The organism is Algoriphagus sp., from assembly GCF_024642405.1.
In the GTDB taxonomy this organism is placed as follows: Bacteria; Bacteroidota; Bacteroidia; order Cytophagales; family Cyclobacteriaceae; genus Algoriphagus.
This window is the reverse complement of the sequence record NZ_JAHEBC010000390.1, coordinates 1-3,411: the sequence shown is the minus strand read 5'-3', so window position 1 is coordinate 3,411 and position 3,411 is coordinate 1. Positions and strand designations below refer to the sequence as shown.

General features: G+C 37.0%; 4 protein-coding genes. 2 read left to right on the top strand and 2 right to left on the bottom strand.

The features are described from left to right. A partial coding sequence (locus Q0L68_RS18250) for a YifB family Mg chelatase-like AAA ATPase (protein WP_296705692.1) occupies nt 1–851 on the top strand: 851 nt, incomplete at its 5' end. A gap of 2 nt (nt 852–853) precedes the next feature. On the opposite strand, the gene Q0L68_RS18245 is transcribed toward Q0L68_RS18250, so the two are convergent. Then, nucleotides 854–1,699: an MBL fold metallo-hydrolase gene (locus Q0L68_RS18245; protein WP_296705691.1), complete on the bottom strand. Its 846-nt coding sequence runs from the start codon at nt 1,697–1,699 to the stop codon at nt 854–856. Continuing rightward, the gene (locus Q0L68_RS18240) at nt 1,696–2,085 is read right to left on the bottom strand and encodes a PAS domain-containing protein (RefSeq protein ID WP_296705690.1); all 390 of its coding nucleotides are present in this window, start codon (nt 2,083–2,085) and stop codon (nt 1,696–1,698) included. The genes Q0L68_RS18245 and Q0L68_RS18240 overlap by 4 nt, the downstream gene beginning before the upstream one ends. 236 nt (nt 2,086–2,321) lie before the next feature. Between Q0L68_RS18240 and Q0L68_RS18235 the strand changes: the two genes are divergently transcribed. After that, nucleotides 2,322–3,065, top strand: a complete 744-nt coding sequence (locus tag Q0L68_RS18235; RefSeq protein ID WP_296705689.1) for an MBL fold metallo-hydrolase — start codon at nt 2,322–2,324, stop codon at nt 3,063–3,065. The last annotated feature ends 346 nt before the right edge of the window (nt 3,066–3,411 follow it).

The window sequence follows — 3,411 nt, the reverse complement described above, 5'->3', positions numbered from 1 at the left end:
TGGCAAAAAGACTTCCTTCTATCCTTCCTCCACTAACTCTTCAAGAAGCACTCGAGTCAACAAAAATTCATTCGGTTGCAGGTAAACTTGGTAAAAATGGAAGCCTACTTGCCCAAAGACCTTTTAGAAGCCCCCATCATACGATCTCGGATGTTGCATTAGTGGGCGGAGGTGGTAATCCTCAGCCAGGAGAAATATCGTTAGCACACAATGGCGTATTATTTTTGGACGAGTTACCAGAGTTTAAAAGGACAGTTTTGGAAGTGATGCGTCAGCCTTTAGAGGAAAGGAAGGTAACCATTTCCAGAGCAAAAGTGTCTGTGGACTATCCTGCTAACTTCATGTTAATAGCCAGTATGAATCCTTGCCCTTGTGGTTTTTATAATCATCCTGAAAAAGAATGTGTTTGTGGCCCGGGCATTGTCCAAAGGTACCTTAACAAAGTCTCTGGACCTTTGCTGGATAGAATCGATTTACATGTGGAAGTAACTCCTGTGAAATTTGAAGAAATGACTTCTACCCGAAAAAGTGAATCCAGTCAAGCTATTCGGGAACGTGTTATTATCGGCAGAGAAAAACAAAAAGAAAGATTCAAGAATAATCCAGAAGTTTTTTGCAACGCAATGATGCCCTCACATCAGGTAAAAGAAGTATGCCAAATCAATGACGCTGGAAAAGTATTGTTGAAAACAGCAATGGAACGACTTGGCCTTTCTGCAAGGGCTTATGACAGGATTTTAAAAGTCGCGAGGACTATTGCAGATATTTCAGGTTCGGAACATATAAAAGTTGAACATCTGGCAGAAGCCATTCAATATAGAAGTTTGGATAGAGAAGGATGGGCAGGATGAACTTACTCTTTTCCTCCTAAGTTGTAGACAGCTCCTTCTCGGCAAAGTTCAACCACAAATTGAGGGTTTTTAGATTTCATGCTTGCATTAAAAATTTCCTCGAGTTTTTCATCAGAGTTTAAAGGATCATGATGGAAAATACACAACTTTCTTACCCCACAAAGTCTAGCAAAATCTATTGCTCCATCAATAGAACTGTGCCCCCATCCAACACGGCTTTTATATTCTTCTTCTGTATATTCTCCATCATGGAATAATAAATCCGCATTTCTTGCAAGTTCAAACCCGCTGGTCCATTCAGGGTCGTATGGAAAATTTGAAGAACCTAAAGCGGGTTCATGATCCGGCATATATGTAAAAACACCTTCTCCATCATCAAATCTATATCCTAACGTTGCTCCCGGATGACAGATATAATTTGATTTAATCTTAAGCCCCCCTATTTCAAAGTCAGAATTGTCTATTTCATGAATTACGGGATGATTAGGAAGATCATTCATTCTTACCGGAAACAATGGAGGTGAAAAATATCTTCGAAGTCTATTCAATAAAGGTTCTACTGTTGCAGAAGGTCCCCAAAGATGGACTGTTATATTGGGATCATAGAGGGGTTGAAAAAAACCTAATCCCATGGTATGATCAATATGTAAATGGGTGAGTAAAATATGGATTTCAGTAAATCCAGAATCGAGATATTTTCCAAGCCTTTGAATACCGGAACCTCCATCCAAAATGATACAAATGTTTTTGTAACTTATTTGAACGCAGGAGGTATTCCCCCCATAAATATTATTTTCAGGCCCCGGGGAAGGTAAAGATCCCCTACAGCCCCAGACTTTTATTATCATGAGAAATTAGAGTTCCAGAATAGTGCCAAAGCCCCTAAAAACCTATTTGGTCTCCCTTCAAGAGGGAAAGAAGTAACTGTAATAAAATGATTTTCTCCTTTTAAGTTTTTGATATAAAAGGATCCGTGCGCTGGCTTTCTATTTTGTAAAGTTTGAACTAAAGGAAGCCCTTCCGGCGGGAGTGGTTTACCTTCTTTATCTGTAGGAGTGAAAATCGTTGACCATTCTTCAACTGGCATACTTCCTGTTTCCCCAAACCTAACGCCGAGAATTGATTCTGCTGGTTCATTGTAAAATACAAGCGTTCCCTCCGGATCCACCAAAAAAACAGGCATGCTCATACTGTCTGCAAACTGTCGACCTAAAATCATTTCTATTGGCTGCACCTATAAAGTAATTTAGTTGAGAATTCGAAAAGTAGAAGAATATAGTAATTATTTCACAAAAAATCAGGGTACCTCATAAATAGTACAAAACGAATCCAAACTAACTGCTTTGCAAATAAGATATTAGAGTTCCATCTACCTTTTAATTGATTTTATTCAATAGAATTAGGAAGAATCCAATTTAAAAACTTGAAACAAGTTTGTAATTTTAATTGTTACCATAAAAATTCAAAAAAATGAAAAAACTAATACTGCTATTTTTCTTAATCTCAAACTTCTCTATCGCTCAGGATTTGATTCCTACTTCTACAGGAGATGAGATTAAAGTAACACCAATCCTACATGGAACTGTTGTTCTGGAGTATCAAGGTAAAACGATATATGTCGATCCATATGGAGGAGCATCTTTATTTAATGGTCAAAAAAAACCTGATATGGTCTTGATTACAGATATTCATGGGGACCATCATAACCAAGAAACTCTTGATGGATTGGATTTAAGTAATGCTATTATAATCGCGCCACAGGCAGTCGCTGAAAAACTTCCAGAAGGGTCAGGGAAATCTGTCCAACTAATGAGTAATGGGCAAAAAGAGATGATTTCTGGAATTTCAATTTCTGCAATCCCAATGTATAATTTACCGGAAACCGACGATAGCAGACACCCAAAAGGTAGAGGGAATGGATATATCGTAGAACTTGGAGGAAAGAAAATTTACCTTTCTGGAGATACCGAAGATATTCCAGAAATGCGTTCATTGAGTGATATTGATGTTGCTTTTGTTTGTATGAATTTACCTTATACAATGGATGTGGACCAAGCTGCGGATGCTGTTGCAGATTTCAAACCAGGAATTGTTTATCCTTACCATTTTAGAGGTGGAGATGGACTAGCTGATGTAGAAAAATTTAAATCAAGTGTCAACTCAAAAGCTCCAGAAGTGGAGGTAAGACTTAGAAATTGGTATCCTGAAAATTAGGCGTCTAATTAATTAATAGACAGTTTTGAATTTGCCCCCAATAAGAATCTTTCTTTTTGGGGGCGATTCGTTTTTTACCGCCTTTTTTATTTTGATCTTTTTTATGCCTAAAAGACCAAACTACCTTTAAACATTTCAATTGAGATTTAATTACCTCATAAACTCATATTCAATCAAAAACTATTTTAAAATTGTATTTTATAATTCAAAAAAAGTATTTAATTTAAAAAAATCGAATGAATAAAAGTTGATTGAATCACCACCTTAAGTCCCCTTAAGAAGATTAGGCTGCCAGTTGGCAGCCTTTTTTATTTTAACGCCTCATCCAGATCTTCCAATAAATCTT